Origin of the sequence: Streptomyces sp. NPDC006512 (assembly GCF_040611935.1) — a bacterium.
In the GTDB taxonomy this organism is placed as follows: domain Bacteria; phylum Actinomycetota; class Actinomycetes; order Streptomycetales; family Streptomycetaceae; genus Streptomyces.
In genome coordinates this window covers 78,348-99,155 of record NZ_JBEXPG010000013.1, presented here as the reverse complement: position 1 = coordinate 99,155, position 20,808 = coordinate 78,348, and the positions used below count along the sequence as shown (strand labels likewise).

Sequence of the window (20,808 nt, the reverse complement as noted above, 5' to 3'; positions counted from 1 at the left end):
CCCCGCTCCGGTCACCGCTCGCGGGCCGCGCCCCCGACGACGCCGGGGCCGGCGCCCACCATGCGGAGCACGAGGTCGGCGTAGAGCGCGCCGACCTCGTCGGGCGTACGCGGTCCGGCCGCACTGAACCAGCGGGCCACGTCGATGCACAGGGACAGCACGGCGAGGGTGGTGCCCGGCACGTCCGGGACCTCGAACTCCCCCGCCCGCACGCCCTCGGCGACGATGCGCCGCACGGCCGCGTCGCTCCGCCGGCGCAGGGCCACGATCTCGGAGCGGTGCTCCGGCGCGAGCGCGTCGAGCTCGTACTGGACCACGCGCGCGGTGGTGTGGTGCGCGGCGTGCCAGCCCACGAAGGAGCGCACGGCGCCGTCGAGCCGCTCGGCGGCCGTACCCGGACCGGAGGCGGCGGTCTCCAGGATCTCCAGCGCCTTGTCGTGGCCGATGCGGCTGATCCGGTGGAGCAGTTCTTCCTTGGTCTTGTAGTGGATGTAGAGCGCGGCTGGACTCATTCCGGCACGGCCGGCGATGTCGCGCGTGGTGGTCGCGTGGTAGCCGCGCTCCGCGAAGGCCTCGACGGCGGCGACGAGCAGCCGTCGCGCGGCGTCGGGGGTGACCTCCGACCACGGCTGGTATCCGCCGGTCTCCGCCGCGCTGTCCATGCCCCGCCCACCTCTTCCGCTTGTAGGAAGGAACACCCTACCGGAGGGTGAGCAAGCGCTTAGCGCAGCGGACTCCCGGGCAGGCCGGCGTCAGCGGTCCTGCGCGGTGGGCTTCGGCGCGAAGGGGTCGTAGCCCGTCATGATCTTCTCCATCCGGGCCTGGTCGACCCGGGTGACGATCTGGGTCACCTCCTGGCGGTCGCGGATCACCTTGGCGAGGGTGAACGCCGAGGTGGTGAGGTAGAGCACCGCGATGCCGAGGAAGGCGCGCACCCAGCCGTCGGCGTCCATGTTGTAGATCCCGAGCGCGACCGCGGCGATGGCGACGCCGAAGGAGGCGACGGCCTGGCCGTAGTAGGCCCCCGTGTTCTGCTGCTTGACCGGTGTCTCGTTCATGGGTCCAGCATCGGGCGCCGCCGCCGGGCGCACATGGGCGCACGTACTCACGTACGTACTCAGAACGCGGAAACTCCCGTACGGGCGCGCCCGATCAGCAGCTTCTGGATCTGGCTGGTGCCCTCGTACAGGGTCATGACGCGGGCGTCGCGCAGCAGTTTGCCGACCGGGTACTCGTCGATGTAGCCGTAGCCGCCGTGCACCTGGAGGGCGTTGCCGGCGGCGCGCACGGCGGCCTCGGAGGCGAAGAGCTTGGCGGTGGAGGACTCGGTGGCGAAGGGCCGGCCGCGGTCGATGAGGTCGGCCACGCGCCAGGTCAGCAGCCGGGCGGCGTCCACGTCGACGGAGATGTCGGCGATGAGCTCCTGGACGAGCTGGTGGTGGGCGATCGGCCTGCCGAACTGCTCGCGCTGGGCGGCGTACGAGACGGCCGCGTCCAGGGCCGCCTGGGCGATGCCGACGCAGCCGGCGGCCACCGACATCCGGCCCTTGGCCAGGGCGGACATCGCGACGGAGAAGCCCTTGCCCTCGGGGCCGAGCATCGCGGAGGCGGGCACGCGGACGCCGTCGAGGGTGAGTTCGGCGGTGGCCTGGCCGCGCAGGCCGAGCTTGCCGTGGACCTCGCGCCGGGTCAGGCCGGGGGCGTCGGCGGGCACGAGGAAGGCGGAGATCCCGCGGTGGCCGGGGGTGTCGTTGGTCCGGGCGAAGAGGAGGACGACGTCGGCCCAGGTGCCGTTGGTGATGAACATCTTGCTGCCGGTGACGACGTACGCGTCCCCCTCGCGCACGGCGCGGGTGGTGAGGCTGCCCGCGTCGGAGCCGGTGCCGGGTTCGGTCAGGCCGAAGCAGCCGAGCGCTTCGCCGGAGCACAGCCGGGGCAGCCAGGCCCGCTTCTGCTCCTCGTCGCCCCAGGCGGCGATGGTCTTGGCGACGAGGCCGAGGGAGACGGAGACGATGCCGCGCACGGCGGAGTCGCCGCGCCCGAGCTCTTCGGTGACCAGGGCGTAGGAGAGGTGGTCCCCGCCGGAGCCGCCGTACTCCTCGGGGACGGTGAGACCGAGGAATCCGAGGTCGCCGAGCTTCTTCACGATGCCCCGGTCCACGCTCTCGGCCCGGTCCCACTCGGCGGCGTACGGGACGATCTCGCGCTCGGTGAACGCGCGGGCCAGCCGGCGTACGGCGCTCTGCTCCTCGCTCGGCTCCAGGTTCACCGGGCACCTCCGGGGCGGGTCGACCGGCCTTTAACTAGCACCGGTAGTTTATGGCGGGCAGGCCCTACTATGTGGCGCATGGCCAGACCGCGCAAGCCCCTCCTCAGCCGTGCCCGCATCGTCGAGGCGGCGGGTGCGCTGGTGGACGCCGAGGGGCTGGAGGCGGTGTCGACGCGTCGGCTGGCCGCCGCGCTCGGGGTCAGCGGGCCTTCCCTGTACAACCACTTCCGCACGAAGGACGAGATCCTGGAGGCGGTGGCGGACGCGGTGAGCGCGCGGGTCGACTTGTCGATGTTCGAGGGCTGCACGGACTGGCGCCGGGCCCTGCACGCCTGGGCGCACTCGTACCGCGACGCGCTGTCGGACCATCCGAACATCGTCCCGGTGCTGGCGCGGGGGCCGGGCCGGCGCCCGGCGGGACTGCGGCTGGCGGACTCGGTCTTCGGCGCGATGACGGAGGCGGGCTGGCCACCGGCGCACGCGACCCGGATCGGGGCGCTGATGCGGTACTTCATCCTGGGCTCGGCGGTGGCCTCCTTCGCCGGCGGGTTCGTGGACGACGAGGCGGCCTACAACCCGGCGGACTACCCCCACCTGGGCCAGGCCCATCTGCTGGCGGAGCGGCGGCGCGAGGTGGACGAGGGCGCCTTCGAGACCGGCCTCGCGGCCCTGCTGGACGGCCTGGCCCTGCAGTTCGAGGCCCTTCACGACGAGGCCCTTCACGACCCGACGGCCTGACGGCCCGACCGCCTGGCCGCCCGACGACCTGGCCGCCGGCCGGACGCCCCGGCCTGCGGGGCCGGGCCGGGCAGGGACCGGGGTCAGAAGACGACCAGCGAGCGGCCTCCCTTGCCCGCGAGCATCGCGTCGAAGGCCGCCGGGATGCCGTCGAGGGTGATGCGGTCGGTGACCATGGACCCGAGGTCCAGGCGGCCCGCGAGGACGTGGTCGGCGATCACCGGGAGGTCGCGGGCGGGGTCGCTGTTGCCGTAGACGCAGCCGCTGAGGGTACGGGCGAAGTGGAAGATCTCCAGGGCGTGGAAGGTGACCTGCTGTTCCTTGCCCCCGATCCCGACGACCGTCGTCCGTCCGCCCCGGCGCGTCGACTCCCAGGCTCCGCGGATGCTCTCCGCCCGGCCCACGCATTCGACGGCGACGTCCACGCCCTGCCCGCCGGTGAGCGCGCGGACCTGCTTGGCGGTGGTGTCGGAGGCGAGCACGAACTCGGTGGCTCCGGCCGCCCGCGCGAGCTCCTCCTTGGCCGGGGAGACGTCCACGGCGACGATGGGACCGGCCTGCGCGATCCGGGCCGCCTGGAGCGCGGCGAGGCCGACCCCGCCGACGCCGAACACGGCCACCGATTCGCCCGGGAAGACCTGCGCGCTGTGGTGGACGGCGCCGTAGCCGGTGAGGACGGCGCAGCCGAGGAGGGCTGCCTCGGTGAGCGGGATCCCCGCGGGCGCGGGCAGGACGCAGTTGGCCGCGACGACGGTCTCCTCGGCGAAGGCCGCGACGTTGAGCCCGGGGTGCAGTTCGGTGCCCTCTGCGTCGTGGGCGTGGACCGCGCCGACGCCCGCCAGGGCCTTGGCGCAGAGCCAGACCTCGCCGATGCGGCAGTGGTGGCACTCTCCGCAGGACGGCGCCCAGTTGAGCACCACCCCGTCCCCCGGGGCGACGTGCGTGACGCCCTCCCCGACGGCGAGGACCGTGCCCGCGCCCTCGTGCCCGAGGATCGCGGGGACGGGCACCCTCATGGTGCCGTTGGTGAGGGAGAGGTCGGAGTGGCAGACCCCGGCTGCGGCGAGCCGCACCCGGACCTGGCCGGGGCCGGGCTCGGGCAGCACGATCTCCCGTATCTCCAGCGGGGCTCCGACGGCGGGCAGGACGGCGGCGCGGACCATGGTGTTCTTCTCCGTCTCGGTGCGGCTAGAACTGCAGGGACTTGGTCTGGAGGTACTCCCCCAGGCCGTGCGGGCCCAGCTCGCGGCCGACGCCCGACTGCTTGTACCCGCCGAACGGGGCGCGCACGTTGAAGCGGCCGCCGTTGATGTCCACCTGGCCGGTGTCCATGCGGCGGGCGAAGGCCACGGCCGTCTCCTCGTCGGCGGCCCACACCGCGCCGCCCAGGCCGTAGACGGTGCCGTTGGCGATGGCGAGGGCGTCGTCCTCGTCGGCGTAGGGGAGGATCGCCAGTACCGGGCCGAAGATCTCCTCCTGGGCGATCGTCATCTCGGGGGTGACGTCGGCGAAGACGGTCGGGGCGATGAAGTACCCCTGCTCGTGCGGGCTGTCGGGCCCGCCCGCGACGAGGCGCGCGCCTTCCTCGACGCCCTTGGCGATGTACGCGCGGACGCGGTCGCGCTGGGTCGCGTTGACGACCGGGCCGAGGCGGGTGCCCGGGTCGCGCGGGTCGCCGGAGGGGTACTTGGTGACGGCGGTGGCCGCGAGGGCGACGGCCTCCTCGTACTGGTCCCGGTGCACGAGCATGCGCGTGAGGGCGTTGCAGCTCTGGCCGGAGTTGTTCATGACGTGGCCGACGCCCACCGCGACGGCCTTGGCGAGGTCCGCCCCGGGCAGGATGACGTTGGCCGACTTGCCGCCCAGTTCGAGGGCGACGCGCTTGATCGCGGCGCCGGCTATCGCGCCGATCTTCTTTCCGACGGCGGTCGAGCCGGTGAAGGAGACGAGGTCGACTCCTTCGTGCTCGGCCAGCGCCTGCCCGGCGACCGGTCCGGTTCCGGTCACCAGGTTGAAGACTCCGGCCGGCACGCCCGCCTCGTGCACGGCTTCGGCGAAGAGCTGTGCGGTCAGCGGGGTGTCCTCGGCCGGCTTGAGGACGACGGTGCAGCCGGCGGCGAGTGCGGGTGCCACCTTGGCAACGATCTGGTGCAGCGGGTAGTTCCAGGGGGTGATCGCGCCGACCACGCCGACGGGCTCCAGCAGCACGGTGGAGTTCCCGATCCGCTCCTCGAAGCCGTACGAGGCCCCCAGTTCGGCGTACGAGCCGGCCACGGCGATGGGCGAGCCGACGTGCACGGCCTCCGCGAAGCCGAGCGGGGAACCGAGTTCGGCCGTGATCGTCTCGGCCATCTCGGCCTTGCGGGCGGCCAGTACGTCGCGGAGGGCACCGATCAGGGCCGCCCGTTCGGCCGGGGCGGTGGCCGCCCAGCCGGGGAACGCCGCGCGGGCGGCGCGTACGGCCGCGTCCACGTCCTCGGCGCTGCCGGCCGGGACCTCGGCGATGACCTGCTCGTCCGCCGGGTTGACGACCTCGATCCGGCCGGTTCCGGCGGCGGGCACCCACGCCCCGCCGATGTACATCCCGTCGTGGGCCTTCATGGCATTCCTCCCGAGCACGCACGAGCGCGTAGACCTGTAGACCTGACGTCGCCGACAGCCTACAAACTAGCGCCGGTAGTTTTCTGGGCGCCAGGGGCGGACCGGATCAGATGATGCCGAAAAGCATCCCCGCCCCGAGGACCACGAGGGAGGTGAGGGCCGCCCACTTCACGGTGAAGCGGGTGTGGTCGCCGAACTCGACCTTGGCCATGCCGACGAGGACGTAGACGGCCGGAACCAGCGGGCTGGACATGTGGAGGGCCTGGCCGACCAGGGAGGCGCGGGCGATCTCCAACGGCGACACGCCGTGGGCGGCACCCGCCTCGGCCAGCACCGGCAGGACGCCGAAGTAGAAGCCGTCGTTCGACATAAAGTAGGTCAGCGGCAGGCTGAGCAGTCCGGTGACCAGGGCCATGTGCGGCCCCATGCCCTCCGGGATGGCCCCGACCAGCCAGTCGGCCATGTCCTTGACCATGCCCGTTCCGGTGAGGACCCCGGTGAAGACTGCGGCGGCGAAGACCATGCCCGCCACGTTGAGGACGTTGTCCGCGTGCGCGGCGATCCGGGCCTTCTGGTCGGGCATGTGGGGGAAGTTCACGGTCAGGGCGAGGGCCGCGCCGAGGAGGAAGAGCACCGGGATCGGCAGCAGCTCCGTGATCATGGCGGTGAGCAGGGCGACGGTCAGGCCCGCGTTGAACCAGTAGAGGCGGGGGCGGAGCGTCGGGCGGTGGGGGTCCAGGCCCTGGAAGCCGTCCTCGTCCGGCGAACCGGCGGCGTCGACGCGCCCGGCCGGCTCCCCGGCGGGCCCGGCGGGGTCCGAGGCCCGCGGGCCGGGGACGGAACCGGAGGCCGGCGAGGTGGCGCCGGTACCTGCGCCGGTGCCGCTGCCGCTGCCCGGACGCTTGCCGCCGTCGGCGCGGGCACCCGCCGGGACCAGGACCTCCGCGGCGCTCTCCTCGCCTTCCCCGCCGGGCATCACCAGGGAACCGACCCGGCGGCGCTCCTTGACGCCCAGGACGTAGGCCAGCACGAAGACGAAGAGCAGACCGGCGGCGAGCGCGGGGATCATCGGGACGAAGATGTCGGCCGCGTCGAGCTTGAGGGCGGTGGCCGCGCGGGCCGTGGGGCCGCCCCAGGGCAGGGTGTTCATGACGCCGTTGGCGGTCGCGGCGACGCCGGTCATGACCACCAGGCTCAGGCCCAGCCGCTTGTACAGCGGATACATCGCCGAAACCGTGATCATGAAGGTGGTCGAGCCGTCCCCGTCGAGCGAGACGATCGCGGCGAGCACGGCCGTGCCCACCACCACGCGCATCGGGTCGGCCTTGCAGAACCGCAGGATGCCGCGCACGATCGGGTCGAAGAGACCGACGTCGATCATCACGCCGAAGTAGACGATGGCGAACATCAGCATCGCGGCGGTCGGCGCGAGTTTGCCGACCCCGTCGATGACGTAGTCCCCGAGGTGTGCGCCCTTGCCGGCGAACACGCAGAAGAGCGCGGGGATGAGCACGAGCGCCGCGATGGGCGACATTTTCTTCAGCATGATCAGGACCAGGAAAGTCGCGATCATGGCGAAGCCGAGGAAGGTCAGCATGCAGGGAACGTAGGTGCCGCCTCCTGGACCCAACAAGATGTCCGCGCGTGAGCAATACGAGCAAAACCCCAGCTCAGGGCAGGGGTGCCAGCTGGACCGGGAAGGCGTTGAGCACCGCCGTGCCGGACAGGGGGTCCAGCAGGCTGCCGTCGAGCAGCTGGTTCACGTTGGCTCCGGGGTCGGCGGCGGCCACCGTGAGGCGGGTGCCGGCCCGGTCGTGGCCCCAGCCGTGCGGGAGGCTGACGACGCCCGCGCGGACGGCGTCGGTGATCTCCACGGGTACGTCCAGACTGCCGCCGTCCGCGGTGAGCCTGGCGCGGCCGCCGTCGGTGAGGCCGTGCCGGGCCGCGTCCTCGGGGTGGACCTGAAGGGTGCAGCGGTTGGAACCTCCGACGAGGGCCGGGACGTTGTGCAACCAGCTGTTGTTGGACCGCAGGTGGCGGCGGCCCACGAGCACCAGGGCGGCGGGGCGTTCGGCGAGCGCCGCGCGGAGCCTGGGGAGCTCGGCCGCGATCGGGTCCGGGAGCAGCTCGATCCTGCCGCTGCGGGTCCTGAGCACGCCCGGAAGCCGGGGCCTCAGCGGGCCCAGGTCGATGCCGTGCGGGTGGGCGAGCAGCCGTTCCAGGCTGAGCCCGGCCCCGGGCTCAGCCGCGTCCGGGCCGCCGTCCGCCCGGTGGCCGGCGCTCGTGGCGGCGTCGTTCCCGGCCGCCCCGAACCGGTCCCCGTACGGGCCGAGCCGGAGCATCAGGTCGAGCCGCCGCTCGGGGCCGTTCTCACCGGTGAGGAGGCCGGCGAGGCGCGCCGGGTCGGCTCCGTGCAGCGGGGAGTGCCGGTCGGCGGTTTCCTTGGCGAGGGCGGCCCGGATGGCGAGGTCGTCGACCGCGGAGGGCTCGGCGGAGCCGTGCGTGCCGGAGACGGCCAGGACGAGACGGGCGTGGATCTCGCACTCGTCCAGCCGGTCCGCTTCGAGGGGAACGGCCGGGCGGGTGTAGCGGACCTGGTTGTGTACGGCGAAGCCGTTGAAGGCGAAGTCGTGGTGCGCGCTCTGGGAGGGCGGCGGCGGGGGCAGGACGACGTGGGCGTGCCGCGAGGTCTCGTTGAGGTAGGGATCGACGCTGACCATGAAGTCGAGTCCGGCGAGGGCGGCGTCGAGCCGGCGGCCGTCGGGGGCGGACAGCACCGGGTTGGCCGCGATGGAGATGAGGGCACGGATCCGCCCCTCGCCGGGGGTCTGGATCTCCTCGGCCAGGGCCGCGATGGGCAGTTCGCTCTTCGCCTCGGGGTGGCCGCTGACCCGGCTGTGCCAGCGTCCGAGGGCGAACCCGCGGCCCGGCCCGGCGGGACGGGGCCGCGGGCCGGCCGCGGCGAGCGGGAAGAGGGCTCCGCCCGGGCGGTCGAGGTTGCCGGTGAGGATGTTCAGCACGTCGACCAGCCAGCTGGCGAGGGTTCCGTACTCCACGGTGCAGCTGCCGATCCGGCCGTAGACGGCGGCGGTCGGCGCGGCCGCGAGTTCGCGGGCGAGGGCGCGGATCTCGGCGGCCGGGAGGTCGCAGGCGGGGGCTGCTGCCTCAGGGGTGAAACTCCCGAGGGCGTCGCCGAGTTCCCGGAGCCCTTCGAGGTGCTCGGTGAGCGGGCCGGGATCCGCGAGCTTCTCCGTGAGCAGGGTGTGCGCGAGCGCGGCCAGCAGCAGGGCGTCGCTGCCGGGGCGCGGGGCGAGGTGCCGGTCGGCGAGGCGGGCGGTGCGCGTGCGGCGCGGGTCGACGACGACGAGCGTGCCGCCGCGGGCGCGCAGCGCCTTGAGGCGGCCGGGGAAGTCGGGGGCGGTGCAGAGGGATCCGTTCGACTCGACCGGGTTGGCGCCGAGGACCAGGAGGAAGTCCGTACGGTCCAGGTCGGGGACGGGGATGGCGAAGGGGTCGCCGAACAGGAGCCCGCTGGAAACGTGCTTGGGCATCTGGTCCAGGGTGCTGGCCGTGAACAGGTTGCGGGTGCCGAGGGCGTTGACGAGGAGCGGCGGGTAGAGGGCGCCGGCCATGGTGTGGACGTTCGGATTGCCGAGGACGACGCCGACGGACTGGGCCCCGTACTCCGCGACGAGGGCCGGCACCGCGGCGGCGACGGCCTCGTACGCCTCGTCCCAGCCGGCCTCGCGCAGGCGTCCGCCGCGGCGGACGAGGGGGGTGCGCAGCCGGTCGGGGTCGGCGTCGAGCGCGCCGAAGGCGGCGCCCTTGGGGCAGATGAAGCCGCGGCTGAAGACGTCGTCGCGGTCGCCCCGGGCGCCGGTGACGGTGGTGCCCTCGATGGTGAGGGTGAGGCCGCACGTGGCTTCGCAGAGGGGGCAGATGCGCGGGGCGGTGCGGGGCATGGACGCTCCTGTAGGGCGGCGGGCTGCAGCGCGGGCACGGGCCGGGCCCTGCCTCCGGAGGGGCTGGGCGGCGGGCGCACCGAGCATACCGACCGGTAGGCACGGCGGGGAGGGGTCTGCGGCCGCCTGTTCGACGCGGAGTCCGGGGGGGATCCGGTTGGGCGGGAGGCCGGCGCGGGGCGGAAGCCGGTTCAGTCGAGGACGCGGGCCAGGTAGGCCTGCATCATGGCCCGGGTCTCGACGACGATTCCGGGGTCTCCGGCCGGGTCCGTCCGGAAGGCGAGCTGGATCAGCGCGTCGGTCGCCTCCACCGCCACCAGGACCGCCCTGCGGAGCTCGGCACCGGGGGTCAGGCCGAGGTGCGCGCAGAGCAGTTCGGTCAGGCGGGCGGCGACGAGGTTGTTCGGGTCGGCGGCCGGGCCGTCGGCGGGCGGCGCGGGCACCCCGAAGTCGACCAGGGCGAACCCGGGGACGCTGCGCTTCATGGCCAGGTACTCGTCCAGCACCGCGTCGACCGCCGGCCGCCAGTCGGCGGCGGGGAGTGCGGCGAGGCGTTCCTGGATGCCGTCGGCGTAGCGGTCGAGGTTGCGGTGGGCCAGGGCGATGGCCATCGCCCGCTTGTTGCCGAAGAAGCGGTAGACGGAGCCGATGGGCACTCCGGCGCGCAGGGCGACGGCCCGGGTACTGAGGTTCTCGTACCCGGTCTCGTCGAGGAGTTCGGCGCAGGCGTCGAGGATCCGGACGAGGCGGTCGGCGCTGCGCTGCTGGACGGGGGTCCGGCGCAGGGGGTGGGCGGGAGGCACGGGGTCCATCATGCCGCTCCTGGCTTTTCGGTCCAGCGTTCCCGGCCCCGCCCCTCGTGAATCGTCCCCCTCCCCCGCAGTCCCCCCTTCCGCCTCCGGCGGGCGGTCAGTTCAGCAGGAGGGCAAGTCCGCCGACGGTGTACGCGATCATCAGCGCGAGCAGCGGGAGTTGGCCGGCGACCGCCTTGGCGGGCGGGAAGAGACGTACGGAACGGTCGTGGGCGGCGATCACTCCGAGTACGTGCCCGGTGACGACGGCGAGGACCTGGAGGGTGGCCAGACCGCCAGGACCCAAGGGGGGACTGGGTTCGGGGCCGTTGTCAGTGCCGAGTGCGATGCTCACTGTGCGTGGCCCTTCGGTGACGAGGAGGGAGAAGTAGTGGGCGATGAGATAGCCGACGGCGATCGGCACGAGTGAGTGCGCGAAGGCGGTCAGCGGGCCGGGGTGAGGACCGGCGACGAGGCGGGTGGCCGCCGCGCACAGGCAGTAGAGGGTGGCGACGAGGGCGATGGAAGCGAGCAGTCCGAGCGTGGCCGTGGGGGTACGGCCGAGGGGGGAGGTCTGAACGGCGTTGATCCAGGAGGGGTTGTCGCTGAAGCCGTCGTAGGCGGTGGAACCGAGGAGGACGCAGACGGTGGCGACGAGTCCGGGCCGCTCGGGCGTCGCGTCGAGTCCGTGGAAGGGGTTGCGCAGGACCAGGCGGCCGTCGCTGCGGCGGCCGAGCGGGGCGAGCCGGGCCAGGAGGCCGGAGTAGGCCTCGAAGGCGTCGGCGTCGGTGAACCAGCGCTCGCCGAAGCGGGCGGCGAGGAGCAGGTGGACGGCGGCGTAGCCGGTGAGAGCGATCAGGAGGGTGGTGGTGGATGCGGGATCGGGGGCGACGAGCTCCAGCCAGGTGAAGCCGAACAGGCCTGCGGCGGCGGGCCATTGGCCGAGCCGGGCGGGCAGCGGGCGGCCGGGTCCGGGCGGGCGGCCCCGGAGCCGGGCTCGTCCCCGGGAGAGCAGGAGGTGCAGGGTGCGCAGCGGGTTGATCAGGCGCCAGACGGGGCCGAGGAGGAGGGAGGCGGGGACGAGGCCGACCCAGAGCAGGACGTAGACGGCCCCCGGTGCGGGGTTGCGGGCGGGGTCGTCGGGACCGAGGAGGAGGTGGAGGAGGACGGCGAGGGCTGCGGCGAGACCGAGTCCGCGCAGGGTGAGGCGGGTGGCCGGCGCGTCGGCCACCCGCTGGAGCCCGGCGGGCAGGGCGAGGCCGGAGCGGTCGCCGCGGAAGCGGGAGGCGGACCAGAGCAGGCCGAGTGCCAGGAAGGAGACGAACAGTGCGGTGAAGGCGCCGGCGAAGGCGTAGAAGGGGGAGATGGGCAGGTCGTGCTGGGATCCGATCCCGTGCGCGAGCAGGGTCGACGGGTCGGCCGGGTGAAGGACCACGCCCTGGCCGGCCCCGCCGGCCGGGCCCTCGCCGGGACCGGGGGCGAATCCGGGGGCGAGGCCGGTGGCGAGGCCGGAGCCGGGTTCGCCGGGGGGCCAGGGCCAAGCCCCCGGCGCGCTTTCCGACGACGTCCGGCCGCCCGGCGTCATCGGACGAGGAGCTGGGTCAGGAGCAGCTCGGACTCGTGGGTTTCGACCTCGAAGAGGCCTGCGCGGTCTGCCGTCAGAACGAGGGTCGCCTCCTGTCCTGCGGGCAGGGCGAGTTCCTTGTCGTAGCCGTGGACGTGGAGGGTGTCCGCGCGGTCGCTGGTGACGCGCAGGGCCACGCGCTCGCCGCGCTTGAGCTCGGTGCGGCCGGGGGCGGGGTGCACCTTGCCGTCCCGGACGGTGAGGGTGACGGCCCGGTCGGCCGGCGGGGTTCCGGTGGGTGTCGCGGCTCCGGTCGGGGTGCCGGTGGCGCTGCCGCTCGGGGCGTCTGCCGGGTGGCTGTGGGCGGCCTGTGCCCCTGGGCCGGCGGTCAGGGGGAGGCCGGCCTCGACCGCCTTGCCGGCGACGGCCCAGGCGGTGTGGTCGTCGGCGTAGAGGCGGACCGTCAGGGTGTGCGCGCCCTCCGGCACCTGCGCCGCGGGCAGGTGGAACCAGGGGCCGTACAGCCGGGCCAGCTTGCGGCCGTCGAGCTCCAGGTGGGCGTGGCCGGCGCCCGGGAGGGCGCCTCCGCCGGTGCTGTCGGGGGTGAAGCGGAAGTTGGTCACGGCCAGTTGGAGGTTCCAGCCGTCCTCGGAGTCGGGGCGTGCGGTGAGCCGGACCTCCGGCGCGCCCCGCGCGGGGACCTCGCGTAGTCGGTGTCCCGTGCCGTCCTGTGCCTCCAGGAGGGTCCCGACTCCTCCGGAGGCCTCTTCGTGGGTGGTGCCGGGTTTGTGGTGGGTGGTGGCCCGGCCCCCGCAGCCGGTCACTGCGCCGCCCGCGAGGACCAGGAGGACGGCCACCAGTGCGGCGACGCGGGTGCGCCTGCGGGGCGGCCGGGTGGCGCGGGGCGGTATCCCGCAGGCGTCACAGCGGACGCGGTCTTCGGGGCGGACACTCACTGCGGACCTCCGGTCAGGGGACGGGCCGTATCGAAATTCCGCCCACGCGGGCCCCCGCCACGGCCGGCCCGCCGGTCCATGACGCCCCGGTACCCGGCGGGCCACGGGCGCGGCCTCACACACCCCCGCCGCGGACCGTGGGCCCGGCCGGGGGCGGGGGCCGGGTGGGCGGGGGTCATGGGGTGGGGGCGGTCGTGGTCAGGGGTGGGGACGGGGGTGGCGGGGTGGGGGCGCGGTCGCCTTCCGGGTCGGCGCCGGGGCCCGCGGGATGGGCCGGGGTGGGCGGGCCGGGGCGGGCCGAGGCGACGACGGCCCACAGCACCCACACCACCGCGAGCAGGGCCCGTACCCAGGCGGGGCTCAGCGGGATCCACGGGATCATCAGGACGGCCTTGTCGAAGGCGTCCAGCAGGGTCAGGGCTCCCAGGAGCAGGGTGAGGCGGGCCAGCCAGGGGCGTTCCGCGCGCAGGACCAGTCCGGCGCCCGTCCACCACAGGCCCAGCAGGAGCAGGGCGAGGGCCGGGACGAAGGTGTCCACCAGGGGCATGGTGGATCCGGCCACGTCCAGGGCGAGGCCGGCGAGGCCGAGGAGGGACGCCGCCGCGCCCAGCCGGGAGCCGCGCAGCCGGCGCCGCCACAGCACCCCGCCGACCAGCAGCAGCACGGCGGCCGCCCCCAGGGCGATCTGGGTCTCGACCCGCTCCAGGCCGCGGGCTCCGTACCAGTCGCAGCCCGCCGGGAGCTTGCGCGCCTGGACGCTGTAGTCGGCGCAGACCAGCAGCTGGGCGAGTTTCACCGGTTCGCCCACCAGGCGGGCCGACGCGCCGGACACCGCGCCCCGGCGGTCACCGCACTGCGGGAGCGTGCCGGGGGTGGAGCCGTCGGGTCCGTCCTGCCAGCAGTTGCCCTTGCCCTGGCCGTCCCACCACACGTCCGTGCCGTTGGGGCGGGAGGCCCCGGACTTGTCCTTGCCGAGCACGTTGCCCGCGTAGCGGTTGTGGTGGGAGGTGTCGGTCTGCTTCGACCACTCCTCCTCGCCGCGGATGAAGGCGGGCACGGCACTGAGGAAGAAGCCCGCGCGGCGGTGCCCGTACACCCAGTTGTCCTCGTAGAGGTTCCAGTTGCCGCCCGCGGTGATGATGCCGGTGCCCGGGGGCATGGAGATCTGGGGGCAGACGACGCCCTGCTCGTAGCCGCGTTCTGCGGGCGGTTTGGCGCAGGTGCCGTCGGCGACGTACCGGTAGTAGTCCTGGTTGTTGTCGTGGATGAGGTTGCGTTCGAACCGGGCGTGGTTCTGCGGGAGTCCGGGGTGGCCGGGGAAGGCGCTGTCCATCGAGGCGCCGCCCATGTTCTGGTCGAACTCGTTGTCGTGGACCCAGACGGAGTCTCCCGCGGTGCCGGAGTAGCCGACCATGTTGTGGTGGCTGCGGCAGCCGGTGATCTCGATGGAGTAGCGGGGGACGTCGTAGCCGCGGCCGTCGTTGATGTCGGAGGCGCTGCCGGGGTAGATGCCGGAGTCGCCGTTGCCGTACGACTCGCAGTTCTTGTAGAGGCCGTGGTCGCTGGCGAAGGTGAGGAAGCCGTACTCGTCGTTCCAGCGGGTCAGTACGTCGTCGATGACGAAGCCGTCGCCCGCGAGGACGTACAGCGAGTTGAAGGTGGTGCGCTGGGCGGTGAAGTTGCGGAAGTAGATGCCGTTGGACCGGTCGGCGCGCAGTGCGTTCAGCTTCCGGTACTTGGCGTCGATGACGACGTCCGTGCGGGAGGCTCCGGTGCCCTCGATCTGGAGGTCGGTCTTGCCGAGGATCGCGACGAGGTTCTGGTTGTGGCGGCACTGCTCCTGCTGCTCGTAGGACAGGATCTGGTAGCCGAAGGAGGAGTTGGGGGCCTTGAGCGCGGCGCACTCCCCGGTGGGCGGGGGCAGCGAGGGTTCCTCCTCGTAGAGGCCGGGGAGGATCGCGATGTTCATCCCGGGCCGGTCGACGGCGTCGACGGCTTCCTGGAGGTGGCGGTAGCCGCTCTTCTCGCACCGCTCGTACAGGGCGAGGTTGCGTTGTCTGAGGGCGTCGGGGAAGCCGGACGTGCGGCGTTCGAAGGCGGCCCGGTCGGTCTTGCAGACCAGCAGGTCGGGTTCGGCGGAACGGTACTGCGGGACGGATCCGGTGCCGTCGGGGAGGGCGACGGGGCGCTCCTCGTGCGCGCGGGCGGCGGGCGCGGCGGCGAGGAGGGACAGGAGCGCGAGGAGGGCGGCGAGGAGCGCCGCCGGCACGGCAGGGAACCTGCGGGTCCACGACATGCGCGAGAGAGTAGAGCAATGTTCATCTTTTCGGATCCCCCTCTGCGGGAATCCGTACGTCCGGCAGAACATCGACCCCGCTGAAGACCCGCCGAAGATCCGCCGAAGGCCCGCCCGAGGCCCGCCGGGGCCCCGGCCGACACCCGCCGGATCGAGCCAGGCGGGCGACGCGGCCGCCGGGCACCGTTGACGGGCGGGTCGCGGAATCCTACTGTCGACCATAGGATTCCTTCGACGGAGCGGGAGCAGCACATGAGTGAGCAGGCCAGGAAGACGGCGGAGGCGCTGGAGTACCTCACCGGCTTCGGAAACGAGCACAGCTCGGAGGCCGTGCCCGGCGCTCTCCCGCACGGCCGGAACTCGCCCCAGCGCGCCCCGCTCGGCCTGTACGCCGAGCAGCTCAGCGGCAGCGCCTTCACCGAGCCGCGGGCCCAGAACCGCCGCTCCTGGCTCTACCGGATCCGCCCCTCGGCCGCGCACCCGGCCTTCACCCGCGTCGACAACGGCGCCCTGCGCACGGCGCCCTTCACCGAGACGGTCCCCGACCCGAACCGGCTGCGCTGGAACCCGCTGCCCGACCCGGCCCCCGGCACCGACTTCCTGGCCGGCCTGTGGACCCTGGGCGGCAACGGCGACGCGGCCCAGCGCACCGGCATGGCCATCCACCTCTACGCCGCGAACGCCCCCATGACGGACCGGGTGTTCAGCAGCTCGGACGGGGAGCTGCTGATCGTCCCCGAGCGCGGCGGCCTGCTGCTGCGCACCGAGCTCGGCCTGCTGAGCGCCGGTCCGGGCGAGGTGGCGCTGATCCCGCGCGGCGTCCGCTTCCGCGTCGAGCCGCTGGACGCCGGCGACGGCCCCGCGCGCGGCTACGTCTGCGAGAACTACGGCCAGCCCTTCGAGCTGCCCGGCCTCGGCCCGATCGGCGCCAACGGCCTGGCCTCGGCGCGCGACTTCCGGGCCCCGGTGGCCGCGTACGAGGACAGCGAGCGCCCGACCGAGGTGGTCAACAAGTTCTGCGGCAACCTCTGGTCGGCGACGTACGACCACTCGCCGCTCGACGTGGTCGCCTGGCACGGCACGCACGTCCCGTACGTGTACGACCTGCGCCGGTTCAACGTCATCGGCTCGATCAGCTACGACCACCCGGACCCGTCGATCTTCACGGTGCTGACCTCGCCCTCCGACACCCCCGGTCTCGCGGGCGTGGACTTCGTGGTGTTCGCGCCGCGCTGGCTGGTCGGCGAGGACACCTTCCGTCCGCCGTACTTCCACCGGAACGTGATGAGCGAGTACATGGGCCTGATCGAGGGCGCCTACGACGCCAAGGCCGAGGGCTTCGTCCCGGGCGGCGGCTCGCTGCACAACATGATGTCCGCGCACGGTCCGGACCGGGAGACCTTCGACAGGGCGAGCGCCGCCGAGCTGAAGCCGCAGAAGATCGACGACGGACTGGCCTTCATGTTCGAGACCCGCTGGCCGATCACCGCCACCCCCCAGGCGGCGGACGCCGACCACCTCCAGCGCGGATACGACGACGTATGGCAGGGTCTCCAGCGCCACTTCCGCGCCTAACATGCGCATGCGCGGGCGGGAGTCCGCTCGCGCCGCGCACCGCACGACGTCCGGCCAGCCCTACGGAGAACCACCCGTGACCGCCTTCGCCCCCGACTCCCTCGTACTGAACCGGAAGCTGCCGCTCTGGTATCAGGTGTCGCAGTCCCTGCGCGCCTCGATACTCGGGCGCACCCCGGACGCCTCCCTGCGGCTGCCGACCGAGGAACAGCTCGCCGAGCACTACGGGGTGAGCGTGCTGACGATGCGCCAGGCGCTCAAGGAGCTGGAGGGCGAGGGCCTGATCAGCCGCCACCGGCGGCGCGGGACCTTCATCGAGCCGGGGGCGCGGCGCGGCGCCCCCGTGCGGCTGCTGGGCTCGGTCGACGCGATCGTGGCGCAGCAGTCGGGCGAGCGGACGACGATTCTCGGCCATGAGCGCACGCCGGTGTCCGGGGAGCTGCTGGAGCACTTCCCGGACACGGCGGAGGTCGTCACGTACCGCAGGCTCCGGTACGACGGCGAGAGCGACGAGCCCTCGAACTGGGCGGAGAACGCGGTGCGCCCGGAGCTCGCCGAGGCGGTGGACCTGGCGGACCTGGTGCGCTGGCCGATGACGAAGGTGCTGCGCGACGTGGTCGGCGTACGGATCAGCCGGATCACGGACACGGTCGAGGCGCGGCTGGCCGACCCGGTGACGGCCGAACTGCTGCGGGTCCCGCTGCTGAGCCCGATCCTGCACTACACGGGGGTGACCTACGACGAGGACGGGCGGGTGGCCGACGTGGCCCGGATCCGGTACCGGGGCGACCGGTTCTCCTTCACGGTCACCGTCGACGCGCCCTGAGCCCCGGACGCTGCTACTTCGTCTCGTCGTCCTCGGCGCTGCGCTCGCCCTCGGCCTGCGAGGGGGTGGTGCGCACGGTCTGCGGGTGGTGGCGCTGCTCGCGCTGCTTGTCGTCCATGTCCTCGTCGAGGCGTTCGCCCTCGGCCTGCGAGGGCGTCGAGTACTCGTCGTACTGGCTCATGGCCGGCTCCTCCGTCGGTACGGATGGGTGCACACGTCACATATGCGTCCATAAGGAGCGTAACGCTTCGGCCAGGACGCGGCCCGCCCCCGGCGGGCGTCGCTACCATCTGCCGGGTGAGCGCTGAGACACCGCCGCCGAACCCGCTGCTGGACGATCTGATGCCCTGGGCCGTGGGCGGCCTGCGCCTGGGCCGGGACTGGGTCGCTGCGCCCGACCCGGCCACGCTGCGCACCCGCTGGAGCGCCCTGACGGGCGCCGAAGGGGCCGAACGGGAGCGGCTGTTCCGCCCGTCCCGGGCGCGTACGACCGCCTCCGGCGCCGCCGCCCTGCCGGGGCAGCGTTCCGCGACGGCCCGGTTCGCCGACGCGCCCGGCCCGTTCCCCGAACCCGTACGGGTGCTCCGGGCCCCCTTCGACGAGCAGTGGCTGCTGCCCGACCAGCGGCTCATCGACTCGGCGCGGCCGGAGCTGTGGCGGGTCCGCGACGGGTACCAGCTGTTCGTGGTGGAGATGCCGGAGCTGCTGGTCACGGCGCACCTCCCGGCGGGCCGGCTCGGCCGGATCCGGCCGCTGCACCGGCGCCCCGGCGGCGCCGAGCCGAACCTCGCGCCGGGCCTGCTGCCGTTGCTGGGCGAGCGCCTCGGCGGCTGGGTCACCGCGGAGGACGTGCTGTGCTGGATCCTCGCCGCGGGCCGCCCGGGGCCCCGGGGCCACGAGGTCCCGCTCACGGCCGACCCGGAGCGCTGGCGGGCCGGGCTGGAGCTGGGGCACCGGCTGCTGGCCGTCCAGCTGCGCGGGGCGCGGGGCGGGGAGCCGCCCCGGCTGCCCGGCGGCCGGCGGCCGTACGTCCGGGCGGCGGTCACGGGGTGGCCGGACGGCATCGGGTACGACGCGGAGAGCGAGACGCTGACCCTCGGGGACGGGGCCGTGTCGCCGGTCCCGGCGGCGGCCTGGGAGTACGAGGCCCAGGGCGTCCGGGTGCTGGAGGCCTGGTTCGCCGCCCGCTGCGCGCACCGGGCGGCGGACGCGGACGGGCTGGCCGCGCTGGGCCCGGCCGGCTGGCCGCAGGCCTGGACCTCGGAGCTGCCGGCGCTGGTGACGACCCTGGCGCTGCTGGCCGCGCTGGCCCCGGAGCGGGCGGCGTTCGTCCCGGGGCCGCCGTTGCCCGCCTCCGAGCTCACGGCCGCCGGGGTGCTGCCGCCGCCGCGCTGGGCCCGGCGGCCCGCCTCGGTGCTGGACCACCAGGAGGAGGGTCCGGGCGGCCAGTTCGCCCTGCTCTGACCTCCGCGCTCCGCAGCGCGTCGTCCCCTCCGGGGGGTGACAGACCGGGGCGCGCCGGGATAGGGATCGGTGTCATGGACACCGACACCGAGCCCCTTCCCCTCGCCGGCCTCACCGTCATCGCCGTCGAACAGGCCGTCTCCGCCCCCTTCGCGACCCGTCAGCTCGCCGACCTCGGCGCCCGGGTCATCAAGGTCGAGCGCCCCGACGGCGGGGACTTCGCCCGCGCCTACGACACCGCCGCCCACGGTCTGGCCTCCCACTTCGTCTGGGCCAACCGCGGGAAGGAGTCCCTCACGCTCGACCTGAAGGACCCGCGCGGTCTGGAGGTGCTGCACCGGCTGCTCGACGACGCCGACGTCTTCGTCCAGAACCTCGCCCACGGCGCCGCCGCCCGGCTCGGGCTGGACGCGGCGACGCTGTGCGCCCGCTACCCGCGGCTGATCGCCGTGGACGTCTCGGGTTACGGTCCGCAGGGCCCGTACGCCCACAAGCGCGCCTACGACATGCTCGTGCAGTGCGAGGCGGGTCTGGTGTCGGTGACCGGCACTCGCGACGAGCCGGTGAAGGCGGGGATCCCGGCGGCCGACATCGCGGCGGCCATGTACGCCTTCTCGGGGGTCCTCGCCGCGCTGCTGCGCCGCGGGACCACCGGGCGCGGCGGTCCGGTCGAGGTGTCGATGCTGGACTCGCTCGCCGAGTGGATGGGGCACCCGCTGCACCACACGATGCACGACGGGGAGCAGCCCGTCCGCACCGGACTCGCGCACGCGGTGATCGCTCCGTACGACGCGTACGCGACGGCCGACGGGGACCGGGTGCTGCTGTCGGTGCAGAACGACCGGGAGTGGCAGCGGCTCGCGCGGCAGGTGCTGGACCGGCCGGACCTGGCCGCGGATCCGGCGTTCGCGACGAACGCGGCGCGCACCCGAAACCGGGAGAAGACCGACGCGGTGGTGGCCGCGGCGCTCGGGGGGCTGGGCGCGGAGGAGGCGGTCCGGCGGCTGGAGGAGGCGGGGATCGCCTGCGCGCGGCTGAACTCGGTGGCCCAGCTGGCCGGGCACCCGCAGCTGGCGGCACGGGACCGCTGGCGGGAGGTGGGTTCTCCGGTGGGCCCGCTGCGGGCGCTGCTGCCGCCGATCGGGCTGCCGGGCGGCGCGGCACCGCGGATGGGAGCGGTGCCCGCGCTCGGCCAGCACGACGATGCCCTGCTGCGCGCCCTGGGGATGACGGGCGCGCAGATCGCGGCACTGCGCCGGGACGGTGTGATCGCCGGAGGCCGGGGAGACGCCGGCGAGTAGGGACGTGGGCCGGGGTGCAGCCGGAGCGGCCGGCTGCGCGACGGGGTCGGTTTACGAGCGGCGGCTGCCGAAGAGCGTGCGCCGCAGCCTGCGCAGCGGGGCGAAGAGGGCGACGCGCGCGCTCCGGCTCCGCTGGACGTGCGTGTGGTCGCGGGACGTGAGCTCACGCATCAGCAGGGTCGCCTCGGCGGACTCGTGGCGCGGGACGGCGGGGCCGCCCAGCACTGCGAGGTGGCGGTCGAGGCGCGAGCTGGTCGCGTTGCTGCCGCAGGTGATGGCAGGCACGCGAGGCGGCCTGCTGCGCATTGCTATCTGTTCCATGTCTCTCCCCACCCGTACGAGGGCACCCGGCCCGGGCAGGGTAACCCTATCGCCCCCGCGTCGCGCTCGGGTATCCCGGTGGTGTGAATTACCCCTGTCCTTACGGGTAGTTGACGATTACTCAGCGGAGTCGGCCGTCACTCT

General features: G+C 73.9%; 18 protein-coding genes. 5 read left to right on the top strand and 13 right to left on the bottom strand.

Features of this window, described 5'->3' with window-relative positions:
• Positions 1-11: 11 nt before the first annotated feature.
• The 3 genes from ABZZ17_RS12255 to ABZZ17_RS12245 form a co-directional block, all read right to left on the bottom strand.
• Entirely contained in the window at positions 12-662 is a 651-nt protein-coding gene (locus tag ABZZ17_RS12255; protein ID WP_356874827.1) for a TetR/AcrR family transcriptional regulator, read from the bottom strand.
• Between the two features lie 90 nt (positions 663-752).
• Entirely contained in the window at positions 753-1,058 is a 306-nt protein-coding gene (locus ABZZ17_RS12250) for a YiaA/YiaB family inner membrane protein (RefSeq protein WP_356874825.1), read from the bottom strand.
• A gap of 59 nt (positions 1,059-1,117) precedes the next feature.
• Entirely contained in the window at positions 1,118-2,269 is a 1,152-nt protein-coding gene (locus ABZZ17_RS12245) for an acyl-CoA dehydrogenase family protein (RefSeq protein ID WP_356874823.1), read from the bottom strand.
• A gap of 69 nt (positions 2,270-2,338) precedes the next feature.
• Here ABZZ17_RS12245 and ABZZ17_RS12240 point away from each other — a divergent pair, with 69 nt between their 5' ends.
• Positions 2,339-3,007: a TetR/AcrR family transcriptional regulator gene (locus ABZZ17_RS12240; RefSeq protein ID WP_356874821.1), complete on the top strand. Its 669-nt coding sequence runs from the start codon at positions 2,339-2,341 to the stop codon at positions 3,005-3,007.
• Between the two features lie 83 nt (positions 3,008-3,090).
• Here ABZZ17_RS12240 and ABZZ17_RS12235 read toward each other — a convergent pair whose 3' ends face one another.
• The 8 genes from ABZZ17_RS12235 to ABZZ17_RS12200 all read right to left on the bottom strand — a co-directional run bounded on the left by ABZZ17_RS12235 (position 3,091) and on the right by ABZZ17_RS12200 (position 15,177).
• Positions 3,091-4,170 (bottom strand): Zn-dependent alcohol dehydrogenase, encoded by a 1,080-nt coding sequence (locus tag ABZZ17_RS12235; RefSeq protein ID WP_356874819.1) that lies wholly within the window; start codon positions 4,168-4,170, stop codon positions 3,091-3,093.
• 25 nt (positions 4,171-4,195) lie between these two features.
• Positions 4,196-5,608, bottom strand: coding sequence for an aldehyde dehydrogenase family protein (locus tag ABZZ17_RS12230; protein ID WP_356874817.1), 1,413 nt, complete (start codon positions 5,606-5,608; stop codon positions 4,196-4,198).
• 106 nt (positions 5,609-5,714) lie between these two features.
• Positions 5,715-7,205: a citrate:proton symporter gene (locus ABZZ17_RS12225; protein WP_356874815.1), complete on the bottom strand. Its 1,491-nt coding sequence runs from the start codon at positions 7,203-7,205 to the stop codon at positions 5,715-5,717.
• Between the two features lie 73 nt (positions 7,206-7,278).
• Positions 7,279-9,570, bottom strand: a complete 2,292-nt coding sequence (locus ABZZ17_RS12220; protein WP_356874813.1) for a molybdopterin-dependent oxidoreductase — start codon at positions 9,568-9,570, stop codon at positions 7,279-7,281.
• Between the two features lie 191 nt (positions 9,571-9,761).
• Positions 9,762-10,382, bottom strand: coding sequence for a TetR/AcrR family transcriptional regulator (locus tag ABZZ17_RS12215; RefSeq protein ID WP_356874925.1), 621 nt, complete (start codon positions 10,380-10,382; stop codon positions 9,762-9,764).
• A gap of 97 nt (positions 10,383-10,479) precedes the next feature.
• Positions 10,480-11,796 carry a hypothetical protein gene (locus tag ABZZ17_RS12210; protein WP_356874811.1) on the bottom strand — a complete coding sequence of 439 codons (1,317 nt, stop codon included), beginning with the start codon at positions 11,794-11,796 and terminating at the stop codon, positions 10,480-10,482.
• A gap of 146 nt (positions 11,797-11,942) precedes the next feature.
• Positions 11,943-12,785, bottom strand: coding sequence for a hypothetical protein (locus tag ABZZ17_RS12205; protein ID WP_356874923.1), 843 nt, complete (start codon positions 12,783-12,785; stop codon positions 11,943-11,945).
• Positions 12,786-13,056: 271 nt separating this feature from the next.
• Positions 13,057-15,177, bottom strand: coding sequence for a right-handed parallel beta-helix repeat-containing protein (locus ABZZ17_RS12200; protein WP_356874809.1), 2,121 nt, complete (start codon positions 15,175-15,177; stop codon positions 13,057-13,059).
• 252 nt (positions 15,178-15,429) lie between these two features.
• Between ABZZ17_RS12200 and hmgA the strand changes: the two genes are divergently transcribed.
• Both hmgA and ABZZ17_RS12190 read left to right on the top strand, forming a co-directional pair.
• Positions 15,430-16,752 carry a homogentisate 1,2-dioxygenase gene (gene hmgA, locus ABZZ17_RS12195; protein WP_356874807.1) on the top strand — a complete coding sequence of 441 codons (1,323 nt, stop codon included), beginning with the start codon at positions 15,430-15,432 and terminating at the stop codon, positions 16,750-16,752.
• Between the two features lie 76 nt (positions 16,753-16,828).
• Positions 16,829-17,578 carry a GntR family transcriptional regulator gene (locus ABZZ17_RS12190; protein WP_356874805.1) on the top strand — a complete coding sequence of 250 codons (750 nt, stop codon included), beginning with the start codon at positions 16,829-16,831 and terminating at the stop codon, positions 17,576-17,578.
• Between the two features lie 13 nt (positions 17,579-17,591).
• Here ABZZ17_RS12190 and ABZZ17_RS12185 read toward each other — a convergent pair whose 3' ends face one another.
• Positions 17,592-17,759 carry a hypothetical protein gene (locus ABZZ17_RS12185; protein WP_356874803.1) on the bottom strand — a complete coding sequence of 56 codons (168 nt, stop codon included), beginning with the start codon at positions 17,757-17,759 and terminating at the stop codon, positions 17,592-17,594.
• A 161-nt stretch (positions 17,760-17,920) separates the two neighbouring features.
• Here ABZZ17_RS12185 and ABZZ17_RS12180 point away from each other — a divergent pair, with 161 nt between their 5' ends.
• Positions 17,921-19,042: a type ISP restriction/modification enzyme gene (locus ABZZ17_RS12180; protein WP_356874921.1), complete on the top strand. Its 1,122-nt coding sequence runs from the start codon at positions 17,921-17,923 to the stop codon at positions 19,040-19,042.
• A gap of 74 nt (positions 19,043-19,116) precedes the next feature.
• Positions 19,117-20,343 carry a CaiB/BaiF CoA-transferase family protein gene (locus tag ABZZ17_RS12175; protein WP_356874801.1) on the top strand — a complete coding sequence of 409 codons (1,227 nt, stop codon included), beginning with the start codon at positions 19,117-19,119 and terminating at the stop codon, positions 20,341-20,343.
• A 51-nt stretch (positions 20,344-20,394) separates the two neighbouring features.
• Here the strand turns inward: ABZZ17_RS12175 and ABZZ17_RS12170 are convergent, their stop codons facing one another.
• Positions 20,395-20,664, bottom strand: a complete 270-nt coding sequence (locus ABZZ17_RS12170; RefSeq protein ID WP_356874799.1) for a hypothetical protein — start codon at positions 20,662-20,664, stop codon at positions 20,395-20,397.
• Positions 20,665-20,808 lie beyond the last annotated feature (144 nt).

Coding starts and splice junctions, on each gene's coding strand:
- ABZZ17_RS12225 (WP_356874815.1), bottom strand. CDS start 7,205: ATGCTGACCTTCCTCGGCTTCGCCATGATCGCGACTTTCCTGGTCCTG.
- ABZZ17_RS12185 (WP_356874803.1), bottom strand. CDS start 17,759: ATGAGCCAGTACGACGAGTACTCGACGCCCTCGCAGGCCGAGGGCGAA.
- ABZZ17_RS12255 (WP_356874827.1), bottom strand. CDS start 662: ATGGACAGCGCGGCGGAGACCGGCGGATACCAGCCGTGGTCGGAGGTC.
- ABZZ17_RS12180 (WP_356874921.1), top strand. CDS start 17,921: ATGCCCTGGGCCGTGGGCGGCCTGCGCCTGGGCCGGGACTGGGTCGCT.
- ABZZ17_RS12250 (WP_356874825.1), bottom strand. CDS start 1,058: ATGAACGAGACACCGGTCAAGCAGCAGAACACGGGGGCCTACTACGGC.
- ABZZ17_RS12200 (WP_356874809.1), bottom strand. CDS start 15,177: ATGTCGTGGACCCGCAGGTTCCCTGCCGTGCCGGCGGCGCTCCTCGCC.
- ABZZ17_RS12235 (WP_356874819.1), bottom strand. CDS start 4,170: ATGGTCCGCGCCGCCGTCCTGCCCGCCGTCGGAGCCCCGCTGGAGATA.
- ABZZ17_RS12230 (WP_356874817.1), bottom strand. CDS start 5,608: ATGAAGGCCCACGACGGGATGTACATCGGCGGGGCGTGGGTGCCCGCC.
- ABZZ17_RS12220 (WP_356874813.1), bottom strand. CDS start 9,570: ATGCCCCGCACCGCCCCGCGCATCTGCCCCCTCTGCGAAGCCACGTGC.
- ABZZ17_RS12170 (WP_356874799.1), bottom strand. CDS start 20,664: ATGGAACAGATAGCAATGCGCAGCAGGCCGCCTCGCGTGCCTGCCATC.
- hmgA (WP_356874807.1), top strand. CDS start 15,430: ATGAGTGAGCAGGCCAGGAAGACGGCGGAGGCGCTGGAGTACCTCACC.
- ABZZ17_RS12215 (WP_356874925.1), bottom strand. CDS start 10,382: ATGGACCCCGTGCCTCCCGCCCACCCCCTGCGCCGGACCCCCGTCCAG.
- ABZZ17_RS12240 (WP_356874821.1), top strand. CDS start 2,339: ATGTGGCGCATGGCCAGACCGCGCAAGCCCCTCCTCAGCCGTGCCCGC.
- ABZZ17_RS12175 (WP_356874801.1), top strand. CDS start 19,117: ATGGACACCGACACCGAGCCCCTTCCCCTCGCCGGCCTCACCGTCATC.